This window comes from Streptomyces sp. NPDC001594 (assembly GCF_042893675.1).
In the GTDB taxonomy this organism is placed as follows: domain Bacteria; phylum Actinomycetota; class Actinomycetes; order Streptomycetales; family Streptomycetaceae; genus Streptomyces.
The window spans coordinates 68,503-92,010 of sequence record NZ_JBIAVB010000025.1; the positions used below are offsets into that span (position 1 = coordinate 68,503).

The following is a 23,508-nucleotide window of genomic DNA, read 5'->3' on the forward strand; positions in this document are numbered from 1 at the left end:
GGACCCCCGCAAGGCCTCCTGAGGGGCCGTGGACGGCCCGTGCAGCCGGGGTCCAGGGCCTTTCGAGCGGAGCTCCGCCGGGTCGCGCGAAGTTGGTGGACCGAGGCAGAGAGGTGTGACCGATGTCAGGTGAGCGTGTGCAGCACACGTCGTACTTGGTGGACGTGGCCGCCCCCGCAGGCGTGGTCTACGCGCTGCTCGCGGACACGACCCAGTGGCCGCTTTTCGTCCCGCCCAGCATCCACGTGGAGCGGCTGGACTTCGACGGGACCAGCGACCGCTTCGGGATGTGGGCGACCGCGGGCGGGACCGTCACGTCCTGGGTGTCCCGGCGCTCCCTGGACCTCGCACGGCGGACCATCGACTTCCACCAGGAGGTCCCGGCGCCCCCGGCCACCGCCATGGCCGGCCGCTGGGAGGTCGCCGAACTCGCCGGCGGGCGCTCCCGGCTGACCCTGCACCACCGGTTCGCGACGGCGGCCGGGGACGAGGCCGGCGCCCGGTGGCTCGCCGACGCCACCGACGCCAACAGCCGCGCCGAACTCGAGCAGCTCAAGCGGACCGCCGAGCAGTGGACCGCCCTGGACGGCCTGCTGCTGTCCTTCGAGGACTCGGTGCGCGTCGAGGGACCCCCGGAACTCGTCTACGACTTCCTGTACCGGGCCGGCGACTGGCCCGCCCACCTGCCCGAGGTCACCCGCGCACACGTGGCCGAGGACCGGACGGGCGTCCAGCTGCTGACCATGGACACCCGGGCCGCCGACGGCACCACCGACACCAGCGAGTCCGTACGCGTCTGTCTCCCGCACGCCGGGCGGATCGTCTACAAGCGGACCCGCACCCCCCGGCTGCTCGCCGCCCACACCGGCGAATGGTCGGTCGACCCCGACGAGAGCGGGGTCACCGCCATCGCCAGCCACCGGGTGCTGCTGCGCGCCGAGGACATCGAGCCGGTGCTCGGCCCGGGCGCCGACCTCGCCCAGGCCCGCGACCACGTACGGCGCGCCCTGGGCGGCGCGAGCACCCGCGTCCTGCACCTGGCCCGGCGGCACGCGGAGACGGCCGTCCCGAGCCTGAGCGCGAGGCGGTGACCGGCCGCCCCGGCGACGGCCCGCGCCGGGCCACGGCCTCCCGGGCCCTCGCCGCACCCCGGCCGCGGGTCCACCCCGCCGCCCCCCTTCAGGTCGACGTGCTCCTCGACGGCCTCACCCACCCCGGCCGCGGCCTGCACACCGGGCAGCTGCACTGGCGGCTGCCCGGGCCGTTCGACGCCGAGCGGTTCACCCGGGCCTGGCAGGCCGTCACCGACCAGGAGGCGGTGCTGCGGACCGGGCTGGCGCCGGCCGCCTCCGGCACCGGGGCCGGGACGGGGGCCGGGCTGCCGGGGTTCGCCGTCCACCCGGCCGCCGGTCCGCTGATCGTCCGCCACCCCGTGGGCGGCGCCCGGTGGGAGGCGCTGATCGCCGCCGAGCGGATGCGCGAGTTCGACCTGACCCGGCCCGACCCGCTGCGGATCGCCCTCCTGGCCGAGCCCGACGGCTCGACGCGGGTCCTGCTCACGTACCACCGGGCGTTCCTCGACCCGGTCGGCGCCGAGCAGCTGGTCCGCGCCTTCCACCGCGCCCACGCCGCCGACGGCCGCCCCCGGGGCGGTGAGCGGCGGCCCGACCTGCGCGACCACCTCCAGTGGGTCGGCGCCCGGGACCGGGCCCCCGCCCGGGAGTTCTGGGCCCGGGCCGCCCCGCCCGCGGGCTCCGCCACGCTCCCGGCCGGCGACCGCGGCCGGCCCACGCACCAGCGCGGGCACGGCCGGGCCCGGCAGCGGCTCACCCCGGCCGAAGCGGCCCGGCTGCGTGCCTGGGCCGCCGCCCGGGGCGCCGCGGAGAGCACCGCCCTCCAGGCGGTGTGGGCGATGCTGCTGTACCGGGCGGCCGACGGTGGCGGCCCGGGGCCGGTCCCGGTGGCGTTCGGCGCCGCCGTGTCCGGCCGGGGCATCCCGCTCGACGGGGCCGACCGGCTGCCGGGGCCGCTGCAGGGCGCGCTGCCGGTGGGCGTGGAGGTCCGCCCCGGGGGCACCCTGGCGGACCTGCTGTCCGTGCTCGCGGGGCGGGCCGTCGACCTCGCCGCGTACGAGTGGGTCTCGGCGGGCCAGGTCCACCGCTGGTCGGGCCGCGACCCGTACGAACCGCTCACGGAGTCCCTGCTGGCCTTCCTCCCCCCACGGGAACCCCGCCTCCCGTCGCCGCCCCACCCCCTGCCCGAAGGCATCCGCCCTCCGGGACCGGCTCTGCCCGCGGATCCTGCGTTCCTGACGGGGCCGTTCACGGACCCCGGGGCCCTGGCGGGGCCGTGGGCGGAGTCCGAGTCCGGGGTGGGGCCCTCGTTCCCGGTGGGGCCGGAAGGGCCGTGGGGGGCGTTCCCCGCGGAGGACTGCGAGGCCTACACGGGCACGCCGTTGGTGCTGACGGCCCGGCACGACGCGGACGGCGGGCTGCTGCTGACGCTCGTCCACGACCGGACCCGGATCGCCGACGGTGACGCCGCCGAGATCCTCTGGCAGACCGCCCGGCTGCTGCGCGGCCTCCCGGCCGACGCGGACCCCCGGGCCACGGTCACCGACGCGCTGAGGCTGCTGGACGGGGCCCCGGTGCCGCTGGCGGCCGCGCGCCCCGACCCCGTGCCGCGCACCCTGCGCGCGGCGGCCGCCCCCGGGACGGGGCTGGTCTGCCTGCTGCGGCCGCCCGGGGCGGCGGAGGACTGCTACGACGGCCTGGTGCGCGGCCGGCGCGGGAAGCGGGCCCTGCTGTCCGTGGCCCCCCGGGCCTCGGCCGCCCTGGCCGCGCTGGCCCCGGCGCTGGCCGCCGGGGAGCCCGTCGTGCTGGGCGGGTACCCGGAGGTCGCCGACCTCGCGCACCAGATCGCGGGCCGGGTCGCCGCGTACGGCTGGGCCCGCCCGGCGGTCGCGGTCGCCCCCACCGACCACGAACTCGCCGCAGCCCTGACGGCGGCCGCGCGCCGGCGCCCGTAGAGCGGGCCCCCCGGGTGGCCGGACGGCTCGCCGAGTAGGTATGCGGGGCTTGTCCCAGGCGGCGCCGACGGCTGTGGGGGCGTTCCGCGGAACGGGACGGACCCCTGGGGGCGCTTGCGGTCGGCGACCGTGAACGCGCGGGGGTCTTGGCGGCGCCCGAGGGGACGCGTCCTCAGGGCCGGCCCGGGGGCGTTCGCCGGTCGTGGGCGCCGTTCGCGCCGTCCGGGGGCGTGCGGCGGCTTCCGGAGGGGGCGGGCCGGCGTTCGGTGGGGTGGCTCCCGGCGGGGTGCGAGTGGTTCCGGAGAGGGGACCCAGGCCGGCGCCAGGGGGGTTCGAGTGGTTCTGGAGGGGGTTTCGAGTGGGGGCGGGGACCGTGGGAGGGCCCTGCCGCCCGTCGGGACGCAGTGCAGAGGGGAGCAGAGCCGTGCCTACACCCGCCCATCCCGAACTGCCGCGACTGCCGCACCTCCCGCTGGACGGGCTGCTGCGCCGCGCGGCGCTGCGGGCCCCCGGGGCCCCGGCGCTGCGCGTGGGCGCGCAGACCCTCACCTTCGGGGAGCTCGACGCCCGCGCCGACCGCATCGCCGCCTACCTGGAGTGCTCGGTGGGCCGGCGCGGGGCGCGCGTGGCCGTCGTGAACACCCTGGACGCCGAGTTCGCCGCCGCCTACTACGCCACCGTCCGCAGCGGCAACACCGTCGTCGTCCTCAACCCGCTGCTGTCGCCCGCCCGGACGGCGAAGGTGCTCGCCGCCGCCGGCGCCGAGCTCGCCTTCGCCCCGCGGGCCGCCGCCGAGGCGCTGTGCGCGCTGCCCGACCGGCCCGAGAGCCTGTCCCTGGTGCTGGTCACCGGCGCCGAGGACGGCGGCCCGCTGCCCGGCGCCGCCGTCCCGCTGGACCTCGTCCTCGACGCCGTCGCACCGGCCGCCGGATCCGCCACCCCGCGCGCCGCCGTCTCCGTGGACCTCGACGCGGAGGCCTGCGTCCAGTTCACGACGGGCACCACCGCGAGCCCCAAGGGCGTCCGGCTGACCCACCGCAACCTCGTCGCCAACGCCGTCCAGACGGCCCTGGCCCACCGGCTCGGCGAGGACTCCACCACTCTCAACCATCTGCCGCTGTACCAGCCGATGCACCTGAACTCGGCCGTCTACGCGGGCGCCTGCCAGGTGCTGTGCCCCGACCCCGACCCGCTGGCCTCCTTCGCCCTCGCCGCGGAGGCCGGCGCCACCCACTACTACGGGCTGCCCGCCCGCCTGCACCGGCTGGCCGCCGACGAGCGGCTGCGCGGCGGCCCGCTGCCCGGCCTGCCCGCCGGACCCCGGCTGACCGCGGTCCTCTCGGGCGGCAGCGCCCTCAACCCGGCGGCCGCCCGTACCCTCGCCGACCGGCTCGGCGTCCCCGTCGTCCAGGGCTACGGGATGACCGAACTCTCCCCGCTCACCCACTGCCAGCGCCCCGACGGCACGACCGGCACCGGCTCCGTCGGCACCCCCGTGCCCGGCACCGGATGCCGCGTCGTCCACCCCGACACCGGGGTCCCGCTGCCGCCGGGGGAGACCGGCGAGGTGCAGGTGCGGGGCCCGCAGCTGATGGCCGGCTACCTGGGCGGCGGGGAGGCGCCGGCCGGCCCCGACGGCTGGTTCTCCACCGGCGACGTCGGCCGGATCGGCGCGGACGGGGAGCTGTTCCTCGTCGACCGCCTCGGGGACGTCTTCCTCCACGACGGGGAACTCGTCTCGCCCAGCGCCGTCGAGCGGGTCCTCGGCGCCGACCCCCGGGTCGCCGAGTGCGCGGTCGTCGGCTGGCCCGACGCCGTGCACGGGGCCGTCACCTGGGCCGGCGTCGTCCTGCGCGAGCGCGGCGCGGGCGACCCCGCCCCCCTGCTCGCGGAGATCGCCGCCCGCGCCAACGAGCGCCTGGCGCCCTTCGAACGCATCCGCCGCGTCGAAGCCATCGACGCGGTCCCGCGCACCCCCGTCGGCAAGCCCGTACGGAGCGTGCTGCGCCGCAGCGTCCGCTCCCGCGCGGCCGCCGAGGCGACCGCCTGACCCCACCTGCCCGCCCCCCTGCCCCACCCCACCTGCCCGACCCCGGAGACCGATCCAAGGAGCGCCGTCATGGTGACCTACGTCAACAAGCTGAACGTCCACGGCGACCTCGTGCGCTTCATCGACGCCAAGGACCGCCTCACCCGCTTCGTGAGCGCCCAGCCCGGCTGCGTCAGCCACCAGACGCTCCGGCTGGTCGGCACCGCCAACTTCTTCGTGGAACTCTCCGTCTGGGAGGACACCGCCGCGCACCGGGCCGCCGTGACCAGCGAGGAATTCCGCGAACTGGCCCGGGAGATCGCCGTCCTCGCCACCCGGGAGCAGGGCCTGTACGAGTCGCTGCCCGAGCAGGCCCCCGCCACCGCCGCCTGACCCGGTGCCAGCGCGTCCGGCGCCACCGCGCCGGGCGGGATGGCATGCTGGGCGGAACATGAGCTCCGAGCTGCTGACCGGGGACAGCGGCCGGGAGACCGCCCGCCTGGCCCGCCGGAACCAACTCGCCCGGGCCGCGCAGTGGTTCGCCGCCCTCGAAGCCGACCCGTACGCCCGGGTCCTGCGCACCGGCACCGGCACGCCCGACGCCGCCGAGGAGGCCGTCCGCGCCCTCGGCCCGCTCCACCGCAGCACCCTGGCGGACACCTGGGTGACGGCCGACCGGGCCGTCGCCGAGGAGGTCCTCGCGCACCCCGCCTTCGACGCCCCCGGCCCCGCCGCCACCACCCCCGCCGGCGGCCCGCCCGCCTTCCGCAGCGCCGTCCTCACCCTCGACCGGGCCTCGGTCCGGCCGCTGGCCGCGCTCACCGGCTTCGGCGGGCCCCTGCTGTGGGCCGAGGACGCCGGCCGGCTGGAGAAGCGGACCGCCACCTGGGCCCGCAGGCTCCTGGCGGACCTCGGCGGGCGCTTCGACCTCGCCGAGGACTACGCCCGCCGCCTGACCAGCCCGGTCCTCGCCGAACAGCTGGGCCTGCCCGAGGCCGCGCACGAGCCGTTCCGCCGCCTGCTGTCCGACTGCCGCCACACCCTCGACGGCCTGCTGTGCCCGCAGGGCCACGCCGCCGAGCGGGCCGGGGAGGCCGCCGAGACCGCCCTGGCCGGCCTGCTGGCCGAAGCCCTGTACCGGCCCACGGCCGACACCCTGCGCGCCGCGCGGATCACGGCCCTCGGCGCGGCCGAACCCACCGCCGTCCTCGTCTCCAACGCCGTCCGCCTGCTGCTGGGCGAACCCGGCGGCTGGCGGCGGCTGGCCGAGGCCCCGGACCGGGCCGGGGAGGCCGTCGCACGCACCCTGCGCACGGCGCCCCCGGTACGGCTGGAGTCCCGGGCGGTGCGCTCCGCCGTCACCCTCGCCGGGACCGCCCTTCCGGCGGGCGCCCGCGTCACCCTCCTCGTCGCCGCCGTCAACCGCGACCCGCTGGCGGCGGCGGCCGCCCCGCCCTTCGGCCTCTGCGCCGACCTGCACTTCGGGCTGTCAGCGCACCTGGTCGAGCCCATCGCCCGGGCCGCCCTGCGCACCCTCGCCGAGACCCTCCCGGACCTGCGCGCCGACGGCGACCCGGTGACCCGCCTGCGCTCGCCCGTGCTGCGCGCCCCGGCGTCCCAGCCGGTGGCGGCGGGTCCCGTCTCCTGAATCCCGAATGACGCCATTGATCCAAAATGGTTCGCCGGGTACCCGCCGGGCTGCGACACTGACGGGTCCCGGCAGTACATCCGCACGTCCGGGCCCAGGAGGCAACCATGACCGACACCCCGGAAGACCAGGCCGCCGCGGCCGAGCCCGACGCCAAGGACAAGTTCCGCGAGGCACTGGAGCGCAAGGCCCAGAGCGCCCGCTCCCAGCAGGCCCACCACGAGAACCGCCTGAAGATCAAGGGCTCCAGCGGCCCCAACGGCCAGAGCCGCACCTTCCGCCGCAAGTCCGGCTGAAACGGGCCGTGCCACCGGATCGACGCGATCCGGTGGCACGGGTGGGGAAGCGGCGGAGGGTCACACCGTGGCGTCGGCCGGCTGCTTCGCCCGGGGGGCCGGGGCGGGAGCCGGGGCCGGAGCCGCCTTCGGGCGCGGGATGGCCAGGGCGAACACGGCGCCCACGAAGACCACCGCGACCGCGATCCAGATGGCCGGCACCAGCCCGTCCACGAAGCGCTGCTGGCCGGTGAAGTCGCCCTGGGCGGCGAAGACGCTCGCCAGGACCGCGATGCCGAGCGCACCGCCCAGCTCCCGGACCGTGGTGTTGGCGCCCGAGGCCTTGCCCATGTGCTGCGGCGCCACCGCGCCCATGACCACCGTCGCGGTGGGGGCGAAGACCAGGCCCATGCCCGCGCCGGCCAGGACGAACGGGCCGACGAACGCCCAGTCGGAGGTGCCGACGCCGACCACCAGTGCGAACCAGGCCAGGCCCACCCCGGAGACCGCCAGGCCCAGCGCCATCAGCCGGCCCGCGCCGACCTTCGCGGCCAGCTTGCCCGCCTGCGGGGCGATGAACATCGGCATGACCGCCCACGGCAGCGTCCACAGGCCCGCCACGAACGCCGAGTGGCCCAGGCCCGTCTGGAGGTACTGGGCGATCAGGAACGTGGCGCCGAACATGCCGAAGTACACGGCCAGGGAGACCACGTTCGACAGGGTGAAGGCGCGGATCCGGTAGAAGGACAGCGGCAGCAGCGGGGCCGAGGCCTTCCGCTCCCAGGCGATGAAGGCCGCGAGGAGGACCACGGCCGCCACGAACGCGGAGACGACCGGCGCCGAACCCCAGCCCTTCTCGTGCCCGTTGACGATGGCCCAGACCAGGGAGACCACACCGGCGCAGGCCAGGACCAGGCCCAGCAGGTCCAGCTTCACCGGCGCGCCCCGGCTCTCCGAGACGGCCTTGACGACCAGCGGGACCGCCACGACGCCCACCGGGACGTTCACCCAGAAGATCCACTGCCAGTCGAGGCCGGAGGTGATCGCACCGCCGATCAGCGGCGACAGGGCCACCGCCAGCCCGCTGATGCCGCTCCACAGGCCGATCGCCGCGCCCCGCTTCTCCGCCGGCACCGCCATCGCGAGCAGCGTCAGCGACAGCGGCATCACCGCGGCCGCGCTCATGCCCTGCAGGGCGCGGAAGAGGACCAGCGCCTCCGTGGACGAGGACAGGGCGCCCCCGACCGAGGTCAGGGTGAACGCGGTGATGCCGGTGAGGAAGACGCGCTTGCGGCCGAACCGGTCGCCGAGCGCGGCCGCCGCGAGGAGCAGGCCGGCGAAGCCCAGGATGTAGGCGTTGGTGATCCACTGGAGGTCCTCGACCGAGGCGCCCAGGTCGGCGCGGATCGAGGTCAGCGCGTTGGTCACCATCAGGTTGTCGAGGGCCACCATGAACATCGGCAGGGACACGGCGAGGATGACCGTCCCGAACGAGGGACGGGCGGGTGCACTGGTCAACTGATTCTCCAAGAGGGGGTGGCGGGTCACACGCGGGCCGGCGCGGCGAACGCGGCCAGGTCTTCGGCCAGGGCCGCGGTCACCGCGTCCCGCTGCGCGTTGAGGTAGAAGTGGCCGCCGGGGAAGGTGCGGAGGCGGAACGCCCCGTCCGTGGCCCCGGCCCAGGCCGCGGCCTCCTCGGCCGTCACCTGCGGGTCGGCGTCCCCGGTCAGCACGCTGACGGGGCAGGCCAGCCGCGCCCCCGGCCGGGGCGCGTAGGTCTCCACCGCCGTGTAGTCGCCGCGCAGGGCCGGCAGCACCATCCCGGCGATGTCCGGGTCGGCGAGCAGGGCGGCGCTGCCGCGGTCCAGGCGGACGACCTCCTCGATGATCCCGGCGTCGTCCCGCAGGTGGACCGTCTCCCGGCGGACCGTGTCCGGGCCGCGGCGGCCCGAGACGACCAGCCCGAGCAGCTGCTCGGGGGACGGGCCCTCCCGCAGCCGGCGCGCGGTCTCGTAGGCGAGCGTGGAGCCCATGCTGTGGCCGAAGAAGACCAGCGGGCCCTCCTCGCAGGCGGACAGGACCTCCGCGATCTCGTCGGCGAGGGCGTGCAGGTCCGTGCGGACCGGTTCGGCGCGGCGGTCCTGGCGGCCCGGGTACTGCACCGACAGCACCCGCACTCCGGGCGCCAGGGCCTCGGAGAGCGGGTGGTAGTAGCTGGCGGCCCCGCCCGCGTAGGGGAAGCAGACCAGGGTGGTCCCGCCCTCGGGAGCCGGGTGGTACTGCCTGAGCCACAGGTCGCGCAGAGCCTGGGGGTCCGCCATGGGGAAGGGTCCGTTCTCTCGTCCGTCGGGGCGGCCCGCGCCGCGTCCCCAGGGCACCAGCACCGGCTCGCCCCCCGCTCGAGAACCCCCGGAGAACCCCTCAGGCCCCGCCCTCGTGCGGCCGCAGCACGTCCCGCAGCACCCCGCGCGGCAGACCGCGCACCCGCCGCTCGCGCGGATAGCCGATGGACACCTCGTCGAAGCGCACCCCGTCGTAATAGGTGGTGCGCGGGATGTGCAGGTGCCCGTAGACCACGGCCGCCGCCCGGTAGCGCAGGTGCCAGTCCGCGGTGAGCGTCGTCCCGCACCACTGGGCGAACTGCGGGTAGCGCAGCACGTCGGTGGGCTCGCGCACCAGCGGGTAGTGGTTGACGAGGACGGTCGGCAGCGCCGGGTCCACCGCGTCGAGCCGGGCCTCCGTCGCCGCCACCCGCGCCCGGCACCAGCTGTCGGCGTCCGGATGCGGGTCGGTGTGCAGCAGGAACTCGTCCGTGCACACGACCCCCGACGCGTGGGCGGCGGCCAGGGACTGTTCCTTCGTCAGCCCGGCCGCCCGGAACGAGTAGTCGTAGTGGACGAACAGCGGGGCGACGGCCACCGGGCCGCCCGCCCCCTCCCACACCGGGTACGGGTCCTCCGGGGTCAGCACGTCCAGGGACCGGCACAGCTCGACCAGGTACGCGTACCGGGCCTCCCCGCGCAGCGAGACCGCGTCGTCCTTCGGCGTCCACAGGTCGTGGTTGCCCGGCGTCCACACCACCCGCGCGAACCGCTCGCGCAGCAGGCCCAGCGCCCACTCGATCTCCGACGCCGTCTCGCTGACGTCCCCGGCCACCAGCAGCCAGTCCCGCGGGGACGTCGGCACGAGCTGCTCCTCGACCAGCCGCCGGTTCTCCGCGTACACCACGTGGAGGTCGGAGACGGCGAGCAGCCGCCCGGCCGCCGCCATCAGCGGGCCACCTTGCGCAGCCAGGCGTCCACGGTGGCCGCGACCGCGCCCGCGTCCGCGCCCAGCAGCGAGAAGTGGTCGCCGGCCACCTCCGCCACGTGGTCGGCGTACTCCCAGCCGGCCGCGGCCGAGGCCGCCGACGCGGAAGCCCGCACCAGCAGCGTCGGCGCCGCCGCGGGCTCCGGCGTCCAGTCGGCGAACACCCGCAGGTGGCCGCCCATCGCCAGGAACCGCCCGTCGTCGGGCACCCCGAGCGGGCCGTCCGGATCGAGGAGCCGCTCCGTCAGCACCGCCAGCCCGTGCGGGCCCTCGGCACGCGCGTACGTGTCGAGCAGCACCACCGCCGCCGCCTCCCGGCCGATCTCCGGCAGCTCCCGGGCCACGGCGTGCGCGATCCAGCCGCCGGAGGAGTGCCCCAGCAGCACCGGCCGCGCCGTACCCGCCGCCTCGGCGACGGCCTCGGCCTGGGCCCGGACCAGCGCCTGCCGGCTGCGCGGCAGCACCGTCTCGCCGCCGAACCCGGGGTGCGCCAGCACCGTCAGGCCCCGCCCGCCCGCCAGGGCACCGGCCAGCGCCAGGTACTCGTGCGGGCCGGAGGCCGCGCCCAGTGACGGGAACGCGAACAGGCCCGCCGCGCCGTCCCGGTGCGGTGCCAGCTCCGCGGGGGCCGGCCAGTGCTCCACCCCGGCGCGGGAGTCGTAGCCGGGCACCAGCTCGGCCGCCGCCATCAGCAGCGCCGCGCCCTCGGCGGTACGGCCCTGCGCGTGGGCGCCCCGCAGCAGCCCGGCGAACGTGCCCCCGGCGGGCCGGGGGGCCTCCTCGGCCGGGGCCGCGCCGAGCAGCCCGGCCAGGTGGGCGGCCAGCCGGGTCACCGACGGGTGGTCGAAGACGGTGACCGGGGCGATGGTCAGCCCGGTCGCCTCGCGCAGCGAACGGACCAGCTGCAGGGCGGTCAGCGACTGGAAGCCCAGCTCGGTGAACGACCGCTCCACGGACAGCGCTTCCGCGTCGGCGTGCCCGAGCGCGGCGGCCGCCCGGCCGCGCACCAGGGCCGTCAGCGCCGCCGTCCGCTCCGCGGCGGGCAGTGCCGCGAGCCGGTCGCGCGGCGGGAGCCCGTCGTCGGCCGCCCGCCGGTTGGCCGCCCGGCGCGGCGCCGCGGGCACCAGGGTGCGCAGCAGCGCGGGCACCGGCCGGCCCGAGGCCCGCAGCGGGCCCGCGTCGGCCCGGGCGGAGACCAGGGTCAGGCTCCGGGCGAGCGCGTGCCCGAGCGGTGCCGCCCCGGCCGCCCCGGGCAGCGCGGCCAGGCCCGTGGGGGTGCCCTCGGGGTCCGCGCCCCAGCCCAGTACGGCCGCGGGCAGTCCGGCGGCGCGGCGGCGGGCGGCCAGCGCGGTGAGGAACGCGCCCAGGACGGCGGTCTCCTCGGCGCAGCCCGCGCCTACGGCGCCGCCGACGCTGGTGACGAAGGCGAGGGGGGTGGGGTGCCCGTCCAGGGCGAGCGCGGCGTCCACGGCGGCCTCCAGCGACGGGCCGTCCGGCCCGGCCAGGTGGACGATGGCAGCGGCCTCCTCGCCGGGTCCCGCCAGCCGGACGCCGTGCCCCTCGGCCAGCTGCCGGGCGGCCTCCTCGGCGCACGGCCCGTCGGAGGCGCCGCTCAGCCGGACCGGCTCCGGGGCGTCGGCGAGGGGCCCCGGCGGGACCGGTTCGGCGCGCGCCAGGCGCCGGGCGTAGGCGACTCCGTCGCGCAGCGCCAGCTCCGGCTCCTCGCCGCCCAGCGCCCGTACCAGGGCCTTGCGGCTCGCGTCGCTGTCGTCCACGTCCACCAGCATGAGGCGGCGCGTCCCCTCCTCGGCGAGCCACGCCTGCACCGAGCGCACGAAGCCGCGCACGGCGGCGCCGGCCAGGTCGGGGACGCCCTCCCCGTCCAGCACCGCCTCGGCACCGCTCGTCACGACGGCCAGCGCGCTGCCGGCGCACCGGGGTTCGCCGAGCCATCGCCCGACGAGCTCGCGCACCCCGTCCACGGCGGCCCGCACCCGAGCCCCCGACACCTCGGGCGCCACGCCGTCCCGGGCCACCGGCACCAGTAGCAGCCCGGGCACCCCGCTCCCGTCCCCGGAACCAGCGGCGGCCCCGGTCCCGGCCCCGGTCCCGGCCTCGGCCCCGGGCCCGGTCCGGGCGCCGGGCTGGGGCCCGGCCTTGGTTCCGGTCGGGCCTGCGGCCGCAGGCCCGGCCGCGGTTGTGGTCCTGGTCGTCGCCAGCAGGGCCGACAGGTCCGGGTATGCGGGTGCCCCGTCGCAGTCCGGCAGGATCGACGGGCCCCGCACGCCGCCGACCGGGACGCCGACCAGGGCACGGGTCACGGACGAGGCCGACTCGGGGGCCTCGGCGGCCCGTTCCCACACCAGGTGCAGCGGGGTGACGGGGCGTCCGCCGCGGGCGGCGCCCTCCGCCCGGGCCGACAGGGTCACCGTGGCGGCCGCCACCGGCCCGCCCTCGGCGTCGGCGAGTTCCAGCTCCACCACCCCGAACGCCCCGCGCACCGCCCGCACCCGCAGCGCGGACGCACCCGTCGCGTACAGGGCCGTACCGCTCCACGCGGCGGGCGCCAACGGCCCCTCGGCGGCGGCCAGTACGGGGTGCAGCGCGGCTTCCAGGAGCAGCGGGTGCAGGGCGTACGCCGCGGCCTCCTCCACCAGCCCGGCCGGCAGCGCGGCCTCGGCGAAGAACTCCTCGCCCCGCCGCCAGGTCCGCTCCAGCAGGGGGTGCTCTTCGTCGAGTTCCACCGGCTCGGCTTCCCGGGGCGGCCACACCCGCGACCAGCTTCCGCCTCCCACCGCGCCGGCGCCCGCGCCCGGGCCGGAGGCCGCGCCCGCGCCGGCCGGCGCGCCGGAGCCGCCGGCCGGGCCGGCCGGCGGCGGGAAGGCCGGCGCCCGGCCGGGGGCCAGGGACGCCGTCAGGTGACGTACCCACGGCTCCTCCCCGTCCGCCGCCTCCGGCCGCGACACCACCGTCAGCCCGCGCCGGCCCGCCTCGTCCGGGACCCCCACCAGCAGCTGGAGCCGGATCCCGCCCCGCTCGGGCACCACCGGCGCGGCCCCCGCGGCCGCCTCGGCGACCTCCGGCAGGCCGACCGCCCCGCCCACCGCCAGAGCCGCCTCCACCAGTGCCTCCACGGGCACTTCGGCCCCCGCCGGCCACGGGTGGCTGCGCGCCGAGACCGTCCCGGTGAACAGCACCGAACCGGCTTCGGGCAGGTCCAGCCGGAACGCGGCCAGCGGATGGCCCGTCGCCGTCATCCCGGACGTGCCCGCCCCTTCGCCGCCCGGGGCCTCGTGCATCCAGTACGGCTCGTGCCGGAACGCGTACGTCGGCAGCGGCACCGTCCGCGGCCGGTGCGCCGCGAACGCGGGCCGCCAGTCGGCCGGCCCGCCCTGCACGTACAGCTCCGCCACCGACGCCAGGAACCGCTCCGGGCCACCGTCGTCGCGGCGCAGCGACTCCACGACGGCCGTCCGCCCGGACGCGCCCCCCGCCCCCGCCACCGCGTCGAGCGTCTCGGTCACCCCCAGGGTCAGCACCGGGTGCGGGCTGACCTCCACGAAGTAGCGGTGCCCGTCGGCGAGCAGCGCCCGCACCGCCCCCTCGAAGCGCACCGTGCGGCGCAGGTTCTCGTACCAGTACCCGGCGTCCAGGACGGCGCTCTCCACCACCTCGCCGGTCACCGACGAGTACAGCGGCAGCTCCGGCCGCAGCGGCCGCACCGGCGCCAGCACCTCCAGCAGCCGCTCCCGGATCGACTCCACCTGGGGGGAGTGCGAGGCGTAGTCCACGGGGACGACCCGGGCCCGCACCCCCTCGGCCTCGTACCGGGCCCGCAGCTCCTCCAGCGCGGCCGGCTCGCCCGCCACCACCGTCGCGGCGGGCCCGTTGACGGTGGCCACCGCGATCCGGCCCGCGTAGCCGGCCACGTCGAGGGCGACCTGCTCGTGCGAGAGCGCCACCGACATCATCCCGCCGCGCCCCGACAGCTCCGTCAGGACCCGGCTGCGCCGGGCCACGACCAGGGCGCCGTCCTCCAGCGACAGGGCCCCGGCGACCACGGCCGCCGCGATCTCGCCCTGCGAGTGCCCGACGACCGCCGCCGGTTCCACCCCGTACGCCCGCCACAGCGCGGCCAGCGACACCATCACCGCCCACAGCGCCGGCTGGACCACGTCCACCCGCTCCAGGCCCGGCGCCCCCGGCCGGCCGGTGAGCACGTCCAGCAGCGACCAGTCGGCGTGCGGGGCGAGGGCCGCCGCGCACTCCTCGATCCGGGCCCGGAACACCGGCTCGGCGTCCAGCAGTCCGACGGCCATCCCCACCCACTGGGCGCCCTGCCCGGGGAACACGAACGCCACCCTGCCGTACGCGCCGGTCTCGGCCGACCCCGTCACCAGCCCCGGCGCCGCCTCACCGGCCGCCAGGGCCGCCAGCCCCGCCCGGAACTCCTCCGGACCGGAGCCCAGCAGCACCGCCCGGTGCTCGAACGCGGACCGGCCCGTCGCCAGCGAGAACCCCACATCGGCCGGCCGGGCCGGCGCGGCCGCCTCCAGGTGCCCGGCCAGCCGGTCGGCCTGCGCCCGCAGCGCCTCCCCCGTCCGGCCCGAGAGCACCCACGGCACCACGCCCGCCACCGGCTCCGCCGCAGCCCCTTCCTCAGCGGCCACCGGCGGCGCCTGCTCCAGGATCACGTGCGCGTTGGTGCCGCTCATCCCGAACGAGGACACCCCCGCCCGGCGCGCCCGGCCCGTCTCCGGCCAGGGCCGCTCCCGCGTCAGCAGCTCCACCTCACCCATCGACCAGTCGATCTGCGCCGACGGGGCGTCCACGTTCAGGGTCCGCGGCAGCGTGCCGTGCCGCATCGCCTGCACCATCTTGATGACGCCCGCCACCCCGGCCGCGGCCTGCGTGTGCCCGATGTTCGACTTGACGGACCCCAGCCACAGCGGCAGCCCCGCCGCCCGGCCCTGCCCGTACGTCGCGAGCAGCGCCTGCGCCTCGATCGGGTCGCCCAGCCGCGTCCCCGTCCCGTGCGCCTCCACCGCGTCCACGTCGGCCGGACCCAGCCCGGCGCTCTCCAGGGCCTGCCGGATGACCCGCTGCTGCGCCCGCCCGCTCGGCGCGGTCAGCCCGTTGCTGGCCCCGTCCTGGTTGACGGCGGAACCCCGCACGACGGCCAGGACCCGGTGCCCGTTCGCGACCGCGTCCGAGAGCCTTTCCACCAGCAGCATGCCGACGCCCTCGCCCCAGGCCGTGCCGTCCGCGCCGTCCGCGAAGGACTTGCAGCGCCCGTCCGGGGCGAGCCCGCGCTGCCGGCTGAACTCCACGAACGCGCCCGGCGAGGACATGATCGTGACCCCGCCCGCCAGGGCCATCGTGCACTCCCCGCGCCGCAGCGACTGCACCGCCAGGTGCAGGGCGACGAGGGAGGAGGAGCAGGCGGTGTCGACCGTCACCGCCGGGCCCTCCAGGCCCAGCGTGTACGCGATCCGGCCCGAGGCCACACTGCCCGCGCTGCCCGTGCTGAGATAGCCGCCGAACCCCTCGGGGACCCGCGCGAGCCGGGTCACGTAGTCGTGGTGGATGACCCCCGCGAACACCCCGACGTCCGTCTGCCGCACCGACACCGGATCGATCGACGCGTCCTCGAACGCCTCCCACGCCCCCTCCAGCAGCAGCCGCTGCTGCGAGTCCATCGCGAGGGCCTCGCGCGGGGAGATCCCGAAGAACCCGGCGTCGAAGTCGACGGCCTCGTGCAGGAACCCGCCCTCCCGCACGTACGAGGTCCCCGGCCGGGCCGGGTCCTCGTCGAACAGGGCGTCCACGTCCCAGCCCCGGTTCTCCGGGAACGGCGTCCGCCCGTGCCCGCCGCGCCGCACCAGGTCCCACAGCCCGTCGGGCGAGCCGGCGCCGCCGGGGAAGCGGCAGCTCATCCCGACGATCGCGATCGGCTCGCGCTCCTTGGCCCCCGCCCGGTCCTCCGCCTCCGCGAGCCGGCGTTTGGTCTCGCGCAGGTCGGCGGTGGCCCGCTTGAGGTAGTCGAGGAGCTTGGCCTCGTTGGTCTGGCTGGTGTTCGTCACGTGCGATCGCTCCAACAGGGGTCGGACTTGCGAGGGGTGCGGCTTGGGGAGTGGCGTCAGAGCGTTCCCAGCTCGCCGTCGAGCAGGTCGAAGAGGTCCTCGGCGGTCGCCCCGTCGAGGTCCGCCGGGGCGGCGTCCGGCGCGGCCGGCGCCGTCCGGCCGTTCCAGGCGGCCAGCAGCTCCCGCAGCCGCGCGCCGACCGCCGCCTCGTCGGCCGCGTTCACGGCGCCGATCGCCGCCTCCAGCCGGTCGATCTCCGCCAGGACCGCCGCCGGCCCGGCCGGCTCCCCGGCCGCGGCACCGGCACCGGCACCGGCGTCCGCGAACTCCTCCAGCAGCCGCTCCGCGAGCGCCGCCGGCGTCGGGCAGTCGAACACCAGCGTCGGCGGCAACCGCAGCCCCGTCGCCGCCGTCACCCGGTTGCGCAGCTCCAGCGCGGTCAGCGAGTCGATGCCCAGCGCCTTGAACGGCTTCGCCACGTCGACCGTCTCACCGCTCGCGTGCCCGAACACCACCGCCGTGTTCTCCCGGACGATCTCCAGCAGTTCCCGCTCCCGCGCCACCGGCGACAACCCCGCCAGCCGCTCCGCCGGCGACACCCCGCCGGGCCGCTGCCGCACCGCGGCCGCCGCCCGCCGGCCCGCCGCACGGACCAGACCCCGCAGCAGCGGCGGCACCGGACCGGCCGCCCCCGACACCGCCCGCAGGTCGAGCCGCGCCGGCACCAGCACCGCCCCGCCGTCCGCGAACGCCGCGTCGAACAGGGCCAGCCCCTCCTCGGAGCCCAGCGCCCCGGCGCCGCCCCGCGCGGACCGCGACCGCTCGCCGCCGTCCAGGTGGGCCGTCATCGCGCTGGCCTCCTCCCACATGCCCCAGGCCAGGGACACCGCGGGCAGGCCCAGCGCCCGCCGGTGCAGCGCGAGCGCGTCCAGGGAGGCGTTCGCCGCCGCGTAGTTGGCCTGCCCCGGGTTGCCGAACACCCCGGCCGCCGAGGAGAACAGCACGAACGCCGACAGGTCCAGGTCCCGCGTCAGCTCGTGCAGCGCCAGCGCCGCCCCCGTCTTCGGGCGCAGCACCCCCTCCAGCCGCTCCCCGGTCAGCGACCCGAGGATCCCGTCGTCGAGCACACCGGCCGTGTGCACGACCGCCGTCAGCGGGTGCGCCGCCGGGATCCCGGCGAGGAGCCCCGCCAGCGCCTCCCGGTCCGCCACGTCACACGCCACGACCTCCGCCCGCGCACCCAGCTCCGCCAGCTCGGCCGTCAGCTCCGCCACCCCGGACGCCCCCGGCCCGCGCCGGCTGGTCAGCAGCAGGTTCCGCACCCCGTACTCCCGCACGAGGTGACGGGCCAGCAGCGCGCCCAGCGTGCCCGTACCGCCCGTGACCAGCACCGTGCCGTCCGGGTCGAAGCCCGCCGGGACGGTGAGCACCACCTTGCCGGTGTGCCTGGCCTGGCTGACGTACCGGAACGCGTCCTTCGCCTGCCGGACGTCCCAGGTCGTCACCGGCAGCGGCGACAGCTCCCCGCTCTCGAACAGCTCCACCAGCGCCGCGAGCATCTCGCCGATCCGCTCCGGACCGGCGTCCACCAGGTCGAACGCCCGGTACTCCACCCCCGGGTGCGCCCCGGCGACCTCCGCCGGCACCCGGATGTCGGTCTTGCCCATCTCCAGGAACCGGCCGCCGCCCGGCAGCAGCCGCAGCGACGCGTCCACGAACTCCCGGGCCAGCGAGTCCAGGACGATGTCCACGCCCCGCCCGCCGGTGGCCTCCAGGAACGCGCCCTCGAAGTCCAGGGTCCGCGAGTTCGCCACGTGCGCCCCGTCCAGGCCCGCCGCCCGCAGCACGTCCCACTTGCCGGGGCTCGCCGTGCCGTACACCTCCAGCCCCAGGTGCCGGGCCAGCTGCACCGCCGCCATGCCGACACCACCGGCCGCCGCGTGGATCAGCACCCGCTCCCCGCGCCGCGCCCGGGCCAGGTCCACCAGCCCGTAGTACGCGGTCATGAACACGATCGGCACGGCCGCGGCCTGGGCGAACGTCCACCCCTTCGGGATCCGGTGCACGCTGCGCGCGTCGGCGACGGCCACCGGCCCGAACGCCCCGTCGAAGATGCCCATCACCCGGTCGCCCGGCTCCACCGAGGTCACCCCGGGGCCGGTCTCCAGGACCACGCCCGCGCCCTCGCCGCCGAGCACGAACTCGCCCGGGTACAGGCCCAGCGAGAGCATCACGTCACGGAAGTTGAGGCCGGCCGCCCGGACCCCGATCCGCACCTGTCCGGCACCGAGCGGCAGGTCCGCCTCCGGGGCGGGCACCAGCGCCAGGTTCTCCAGCGTCCCCCGGCCCCGCACGTCCAGCCGCCAGGACCCCGCACCGGCGGGCGCGGCCAGCGCCTCCGAGGCCAGCGCCCGCGCCAGCCGCGGCACGAGGAACTCCCCGCCGCGCAGCGCCAGCTGCGGCTCGTCGCCCGCCAGGGCGGCGGGCAGCAGGTCCCAGCCGAGGCCGGCGCCGCCCGCGTGGCCGGGGCGCGGCCCGTCGGCCAGCACGATCCGGCCCGGGTTCTCGGCCTGCGCGGAACGCACCAGACCCCACACGGCGGCCGCCGCGAGATCGTGCACGGCCTCCCCCGCCCGGGCGACGACCGCGCCCGAGGTCAGCAGCAGCAGCCGGGTCCCGGCGAACCGGTCGTCCGCCTGCCAGTCCCGCAGCAGCTCCAGGACCCGCCCGACCAGTTCCCGCACCTGCTCCGCCGAGGCCTCCGCGGCACCCTCCACGGGCACCACCAGCACCTGCGGAGCCACGGCCGCGGCACCCGCCTCCGCGAGGCCCGCGTAGACGTCGAAGCCGACGCCCGCCCGGCGCAGGGCCGTGGCGGCGTATCCGTCCCCGCTGTCCAGCACGGCCCACGTGCCGCCGCCCGCCCCGGCATCCGCTTCGAGGGCCGGGGCGGCCCAGTCGAGGCGGAACAGGGCGTCGCGCAGGGAGCCGTCCTCCAGCTGTCCGGCGGTGACGGCGCGCAGGGCGAGGGAGTCGACGGTGGCGACGGGTGCGCCGGTCTGGTCGGCGAGGGTCAGCGCGACGGAGTCCGTCCCGGCGGGGGCGATGCGCACGCGCAGGGCGGTGGCCCCGGTGGCGTGGAGGGAGAGTCCCGTCCAGGCGAAGGGCAGTCGGGCCCCGCCGTCGCCGGTGACGAAGGTGCCCAGGCCGATGCCGTGCAGGGCGGCGTCCAGGAGGGCGGGGTGGATGCCGTAGCGGGTGGCGTCGGCGGTGGCCTCCTCGGGGAGGGCGACCTCGGCGTAGACCTCCTCGCCGAGCTTCCAGGCGGCCTTGAGGCCCTGGAACACGGGCCCGTAGGCGAGTCCGGCCGCGTCGAGGGCCTCGTACAGGCCGTCCGTGTCGAGTGCTTCGGCCCCGGCCGGCGGCCACACGGTCAAGGCCTCCCCGGCGGCCGACCCGCCGGGGGCCACCGAACCGGAGGCGTGCCGCGTCCACGGCGTGTCCTCGGGGGCGTCCTCCGACCGCGAGAACACCGTGACCGGGCGCGAGCCCGGCCCCTCGGCCGCCGCCTCCCCGACCAGCACGCGCAGCTGGACACCGCCGTCCTCGGGGAGGACGAGGGGGGCTTCGAGGGTCAGTTCGTCCAGGAAACCGCAGCCGGCCTCGTCACCGGCCCGCACCGCGAGCTCCGCGACGGCCGCACCGGGCACCACCGTCTTCCCCATCACCCGGTGGTCGCCGAGCCAGGCCTGCGCCCGGACCGTCAGCCGTCCGGTGAACATCACCCCGTCGGAGTCGGGCAGGGCGATCGCGGCCCCGAGCAGCGGATGCCCGGCCGCCTTGAGCCCGACCGACTCCACGTCCTGCGGCGCCTGCGGGGCGGCGTCCTCCAGCCAGAAGCGCTGCCGCTGGAAGGCGTAGGTGGGCAGGTCGACGCGGGAGGCACCGGACTCGGCGAAGAAGGTGTCCCAGTCGACGGACATCCCGCAGAGGGCTTCCCAGTCCAGGTCCACACCGTGGCGGTGCAGCTCGGAGACCGCAGCGGTCAGGCTCTGCACCTCGTCGCGGCCCCGGCGGAGGGTGGGGACGAGAGCGGTGCTCTCGTCGGTGAGGCAGGGGCGGGCCATGGCGGTGAGGACGGCGTCGGGGCCCAGTTCCAGGAGGGTGGTGGCGCCTTCGGCTTCCAGGGTGCGGATCGCGTCGTGGAAGCGGACGGTGTCGCGGACGTGGCGGACCCAGTAGTCCGGCTGTGCGATCTCGTCGGTGACGAGGCCGCCGGTGAGGGCGGAGACGAACGGGATGGTCGGCTGGTGGAAGTCCAGGCCCGCGATGGCGGTGCGGAAGTCTTCCAGCATGGGGTCCATGAGGGGGGAGTGGAAGGCATGGCTGACGCGCAGGGCCTTGGACTTGACGTCCAGGGAGGTGAGCAGCGCGACGACCTCCTCGACGGCTTCCCAGGCGCCGGAGAGGACGACGGCCTCCGGCCCGTTGACGGCGGCGATCGCCGCGCCGGGGACGAGGAGCGGGATGACCTGCTCCTCGCCCGCCCGGACGGACACCATGACCCCACCGTCCGGCAACGCCTCCATGAGGCGTCCGCGTGCGCTGACGAGGGCGGCCGCGTCGTGCAGCGACAGGACTCCGGCGACGTGCGCGGCGGCGATCTCGCCGACCGAGTGCCCGCCGACGAACCGCGGGACGACGCCCCAGGACTCGACCAGCCGGTAGAGGGCGACCTCGACGGCGAACAGCGCCGGCTGGGTGGTTCCGGTGCGGTCCAGGGCCTCCGCGTCCTCGCCGAAGACGACTTCCTTGAGCTCGCCGCCCAGTTCGGCGCAGACGGCGTCGAAGGCCTGCGCGAACACGGGGAACGCCTCGTACAGTTCGCGGCCCATGCCGATCCGCTGGCTGCCCTGCCCGGTGAACAGCACCGCGGGCCCCCTGCCCGGCGCGCTCGCGGTACCCGGAGCCGCCGTGGTGGCGCCGTCGCGGGCGAGGGTGCGCAGACCGGCCAGGAACTCCTCGCGGTCCCGGCCCACGACCACCGCGCGGTGCTCCATCTCGGACCGGCCCATCAGGGAGTACGCCACGTCCGCGACGGCCAGCTCGGGCCGCGCCTCGACATGTGCCAGCAGGCGTTCGGCCTGTGCCCGCAGGGCCTCGGCCGAACGGCCCGAGAGCATCCAGGGCACCAAGGCGCCGTCCGCGGGCGGCCGGGCGGTCGTGATGGCCGGCTCCTGCTCGGGGGCCTGCTCCAGGATCACGTGGGCGTTCGTCCCGCTGATGCCGAACGAGGAGATCCCCGCCCGGCGTGCGCGGCCGGTCTCGGGCCAGGCGCGGTCCTCGGTGAGGAGTTCGACCGCGCCCGCCGACCAGTCGATGTGGCTGGAGGGGGCGTCCACGTGCAGGGTGCGGGGGAGCACCCCGTGGCGCATGGCCTGCACCATCTTGATGATGCTCGCGACACCGGCGGCGGCCTGGGTGTGCCCGATGTTGGACTTGACGGAGCCCAGCCACAGCGGTTCGCCGTCCGTACGCTCCTGGCCGTAGGTGGCGAGGAGGGCCTGGGCTTCGATGGGGTCGCCGAGCTTGGTGCCGGTGCCGTGGGCTTCGACGGCGTCGACGTCGGCGGTGGTGAGACCGGCCGCCTCCAGGGCCTGGCGGATGACGCGTTGCTGGGAGGGTCCGTTGGGGGCGGTGAGGCCGTTGCTGGCGCCGTCCTGGTTGACGGCGGAGCCGCGGACGACGGCCAGCACGGGGTGGCCGTTCGCGATCGCGTCCGAGAGCCGTTCCACGAGGAGCATGCCGACGCCCTCGCCCCAACCCGTGCCGTCGGCGCCCTCGGCGAAGGACTTGCAGCGGCCGTCCGCCGCCAGTCCGCGCTGCCGGCTGAACTCCACGAAGGTGCCGGCCGAGGACATCACGGTCACCCCGCCCGCGAGGGCCATCGTGCACTCCCCGCGCCGCAGCGCCTGCGCCGCGAGGTGCAGGGCGACGAGGGAGGAGGAGCAGGCGGTGTCGACCGTCACCGCCGGGCCCTCCAGCCCGAACAGGTACGAGACGCGTCCGGAGGCGACGCTGCCGCTGCTGGCGGTGCCGCGGAAGCCTTCGAGTTCCTGCGGGATCGAGGAGAGCCGCGTCAGGTAGTCGCGGTACATCAGCCCGGCGAAGACGCCGGTACGGGACCCCTTCATCGCCTTGGGGTCGATGCCGGCCCGCTCGAAGGCCTCCCAGGTGGCCTGGAGCAGCAGCCGCTGCTGCGGGTCCATCGCGAGGGCCTCGCGCGGGGAGATCCCGAAGAACTCCGCGTCGAACTCGGCCACGTCGTGCAGGAAGCCGCCCTCACGCGTGTACGAGGTCCCCCGGTGCTCGGGGTCGGGGTGGTAGATCGCCTCCAGGTCCCAGCCGCGGTTCTCCGGGAATCCGGAGATGCCGTCCCGGCCCTCGGCTACCAGCCGCCACAGGTCTTCGGGGGTCTCCACACCGCCCGGGTAGCGGCAGCTCATGCCGATGATCGCGATCGGCTCGTCGTCGCCGGCCGCCACCGGGGCGGCGGAGCGCACCTCGGTGTCCTCGCCGACCAGCTCGGTCCGCAGGAACTCGGCGAGGGCGGCCGGGTTGGGGTGGTCGAAGACGACCGTCGAGGAGAGCCGGACACCCGTCTCGGCCATCAGCAGGTTGCGGAACTCGACCGCCGTGAGGGAGTCGAAGCCCAGCTCGCGGAAGGCCCGCTCGGCGTCCACGGCACCGCCGCCGCCGTGCCCGAGGACGGCGGCGGCCCGCGTGCACACGAGGTCCAGCAGGAGCGCCCGCTGTTCGGTCCGGCCCAGCGCCGTCAGCCGGTCCGCCAGCGAGGAGCCGGTACCTGCTCCTGCCGCGGCGGTACCGCGGCGCCGGGTGGTGCCGACGAGGGTGCGCAGGAGGGCGGGGACGTGGTCGCGGGTGCGCAGGGTGCGCAGGTCGAGGGGGACGGGGACGAGGAGGGGTTCGTCGGTGGCGAGGGCGGCGTCGAAGAGGGCGAGGCCCTGGTCGACGGTGAGCGGGCGGACGCCGGAGCGGCCGATGCGTTCGACGTCCTCGTCGGTGAGGGTGTCGCCCATGCCGCCGACGCCGGCCCACAGGCCCCAGGCGAGGGA

The 23,508-nt window shown here is 77.1% G+C and carries 10 protein-coding genes and 1 pseudogene; 6 read left to right on the forward strand and 5 right to left on the reverse strand.

Annotated elements, in window-relative coordinates; genetic code table 11:
- The first annotated feature begins 122 nt into the window (after positions 1 to 122).
- From ACFY0O_RS35185 to ACFY0O_RS35210, 6 genes are all read left to right on the forward strand, one after another.
- Complete coding sequence (locus tag ACFY0O_RS35185) at positions 123 to 1,091, forward strand: aromatase/cyclase (protein ID WP_388954558.1); 969 nt, start codon at positions 123 to 125, stop codon at positions 1,089 to 1,091.
- Positions 1,088 to 3,028, forward strand: a complete 1,941-nt coding sequence (locus ACFY0O_RS35190; protein WP_388954561.1) for a condensation domain-containing protein — start codon at positions 1,088 to 1,090, stop codon at positions 3,026 to 3,028. Before ACFY0O_RS35185 ends, ACFY0O_RS35190 begins: the two co-directional genes overlap by 4 nt.
- Positions 3,029 to 3,452: 424 nt before the next feature.
- Positions 3,453 to 5,078: a class I adenylate-forming enzyme family protein gene (locus tag ACFY0O_RS35195; RefSeq protein ID WP_388954564.1), complete on the forward strand. Its 1,626-nt coding sequence runs from the start codon at positions 3,453 to 3,455 to the stop codon at positions 5,076 to 5,078.
- A gap of 69 nt (positions 5,079 to 5,147) precedes the next feature.
- A complete protein-coding gene (locus ACFY0O_RS35200) occupies positions 5,148 to 5,450 on the forward strand; it encodes an antibiotic biosynthesis monooxygenase family protein (RefSeq protein ID WP_388954567.1) in 303 nt (100 codons plus the stop codon).
- Between the two features lie 58 nt (positions 5,451 to 5,508).
- Positions 5,509 to 6,705, forward strand: a complete 1,197-nt coding sequence (locus tag ACFY0O_RS35205; RefSeq protein ID WP_388954569.1) for a hypothetical protein — start codon at positions 5,509 to 5,511, stop codon at positions 6,703 to 6,705.
- A gap of 107 nt (positions 6,706 to 6,812) precedes the next feature.
- Positions 6,813 to 7,001: a DUF5302 domain-containing protein gene (locus ACFY0O_RS35210; RefSeq protein ID WP_358894364.1), complete on the forward strand. Its 189-nt coding sequence runs from the start codon at positions 6,813 to 6,815 to the stop codon at positions 6,999 to 7,001.
- A 60-nt stretch (positions 7,002 to 7,061) separates the two neighbouring features.
- Here the strand turns inward: ACFY0O_RS35210 and ACFY0O_RS35215 are convergent, their stop codons facing one another.
- From ACFY0O_RS35215 to ACFY0O_RS35235, 5 genes and pseudogenes are all read right to left on the reverse strand, one after another.
- Positions 7,062 to 8,498: a DHA2 family efflux MFS transporter permease subunit gene (locus ACFY0O_RS35215; RefSeq protein ID WP_388954572.1), complete on the reverse strand. Its 1,437-nt coding sequence runs from the start codon at positions 8,496 to 8,498 to the stop codon at positions 7,062 to 7,064.
- A gap of 26 nt (positions 8,499 to 8,524) precedes the next feature.
- Positions 8,525 to 9,301 carry a thioesterase II family protein gene (locus ACFY0O_RS35220; protein ID WP_388954575.1) on the reverse strand — a complete coding sequence of 259 codons (777 nt, stop codon included), beginning with the start codon at positions 9,299 to 9,301 and terminating at the stop codon, positions 8,525 to 8,527.
- A gap of 100 nt (positions 9,302 to 9,401) precedes the next feature.
- Positions 9,402 to 10,250, reverse strand: coding sequence for a metallophosphoesterase family protein (locus tag ACFY0O_RS35225; protein ID WP_388954577.1), 849 nt, complete (start codon positions 10,248 to 10,250; stop codon positions 9,402 to 9,404).
- Positions 10,250 to 16,357 (reverse strand): annotated as a pseudogene (locus ACFY0O_RS35230) (acyltransferase domain-containing protein); the annotation flags it as partial. The pseudogene ACFY0O_RS35230 and the gene ACFY0O_RS35225, both read right to left, overlap by 1 nt.
- A 71-nt stretch (positions 16,358 to 16,428) precedes the next feature.
- On the reverse strand, positions 16,429 to 23,508 hold a 7,080-nt coding region (locus ACFY0O_RS35235; RefSeq protein WP_388954579.1), incomplete at its 5' end, for an SDR family NAD(P)-dependent oxidoreductase.

Excerpts from the sequence above, each read along its gene's own strand:
- ACFY0O_RS35185 (WP_388954558.1), top strand. The coding sequence starts at position 123 with ATGTCAGGTGAGCGTGTGCAGCACACGTCGTACTTGGTGGACGTGGCC.
- ACFY0O_RS35200 (WP_388954567.1), top strand. The coding sequence starts at position 5,148 with ATGGTGACCTACGTCAACAAGCTGAACGTCCACGGCGACCTCGTGCGC.
- ACFY0O_RS35205 (WP_388954569.1), top strand. The coding sequence starts at position 5,509 with ATGAGCTCCGAGCTGCTGACCGGGGACAGCGGCCGGGAGACCGCCCGC.
- ACFY0O_RS35210 (WP_358894364.1), top strand. The coding sequence starts at position 6,813 with ATGACCGACACCCCGGAAGACCAGGCCGCCGCGGCCGAGCCCGACGCC.
- ACFY0O_RS35220 (WP_388954575.1), bottom strand. The coding sequence starts at position 9,301 with ATGGCGGACCCCCAGGCTCTGCGCGACCTGTGGCTCAGGCAGTACCAC.
- ACFY0O_RS35225 (WP_388954577.1), bottom strand. The coding sequence starts at position 10,250 with ATGGCGGCGGCCGGGCGGCTGCTCGCCGTCTCCGACCTCCACGTGGTG.